The organism is Streptomyces sp. WAC06614, assembly GCF_003949795.1.
Lineage (GTDB): Bacteria > Actinomycetota > Actinomycetes > Streptomycetales > Streptomycetaceae > Streptomyces.
Genome location: NZ_RPRY01000664.1, coordinates 1 through 1,402 on the forward strand (window position 1 = coordinate 1; position 1,402 = coordinate 1,402).

Consider the following 1,402-nt stretch of genomic DNA (forward strand, 5'->3'; position numbering starts at 1 on the left):
GGCGTGGGGCAGGCGGGAGGGGGAGAAGAAGGCGCGGGTCATGCCGTTGGAGAGGAAGAAGTCCTGGGGGGTGACGGGGTTGCCGAGGAACATGTCGTCGTTGAAGTAGAGGAAGTGCTCGGCCAGTCCCTCGATGTGGTGCAGCCGGCTCTCTATGGCGTGCGAGTTGAAGGTGGGCAGGGCGTCCGGGTCGTCGAATATCTCGGTGTGGTCGACGACGGTCAGCCGGGGGTGGCCCTCCTCCAGCCAGGCCGGTCGCTGCCGGTCGGTGACGAGGAAGACGTGGCGCACCCAGGGGGCGTTCTGGGCCAGGGAGCGCAGGGAGTAGCGCAGTTCGTCGCGGCTGATCCAGCGGGCCGGGTTGGCCGCCTCGGCGTGGTAGCCGCCCTGGCCGAAGCCGCGGCGGCGCTCCTGCCAGGCGGGGTCGCTGCCGTCGACCCAGGTGTAGACGACGTCGACGGGGAAGCGGATGTCCTCGGGCAGGTCGGCGGTGTACGGCGGGAGGGTGCGCACGGCGCGGGTGCGGCGGGTGTGGCGGGCGGCGAACGGGGTCAGCCGGGCGACGGGGACCTCCACCCGCGGGGTGTCCGCCAGGACCTCGTCGGTGACCTTGTTGGGGCGGGGTGCGACGAGGTGCTCGCGCTCGCCGCGCCAGAACTCGATGTCGGTACCGAACTCCAGGCCCAGCGAGAGCGATCCGCCCGGGTCGCGCCAGAGCATGCCGACGCGCAGCACGCCGGCGGCGGCCGCGGTGCCGCGGGCGCGGCGGGAGCCGATCAGCGCGCTGCGGCCGGCGGGGCCGGGCCGGTCGCCGCGGGCGACGTACAGCGGGCACTGCCGGCCGCTCGCGGTGAGGGCGGCGGTGACCTGCGCCCGGTCGGCGTCCCGGACGGCGAGGCAGGCACGGAAGTCGTCGGTCCCGCGGACGGCGAAGTAGTCGACGCCGGCCTCTTCCAGGGCGGTGACGACGAGCTCCAGGTTGGCCTCGCGCAGGCCGAGCGGGGACGCGGTGGGCCGGACCAGGGCGATCTGGGCGCCGCGGTCGAGCAGGGCGGCGAGCCGCTCGCCCTGGTCGAACAGGTGCGGCCAGCGCCGCCGGGCCCGCCGGGTGCGCAGCGCCCGGCCGATGCCCAGGCCGAGCTGGAGCCGGCGCAGCAGCCGCTTGACGACGGTCCGCAGCCGCGGCGGGACCCGCCGGGCCAGGGCGCCGCGCAGTGCGGCGGGCAGCAGGGACCGGTAGGCGGCGACCAGCGAGGACGCCTCGGGGTTGATCAGCGCCACGGGGCACCGCCCCCGCTCGGCGCGGCCGGCCGGGCCGCCGCGCCGGGGAACTGTCCGCCCGGTTCCGGGTAGCGGGCGCGGGGCAGGTCGGCCGCGGGGTAGCCGACCGGGGCGGCCGACC

Annotated in this window: 1 protein-coding gene; it reads right to left on the bottom strand. The window is 76.5% G+C overall.

The window, feature by feature from the left end:
• Positions 1 to 1,281, bottom strand: a 1,281-nt coding sequence (locus EF918_RS35735) for a stealth family protein (RefSeq protein ID WP_125652980.1), incomplete at its 3' end; no start/stop codon positions are given.
• Positions 1,282 to 1,402: the final 121 nt, after the last annotated feature.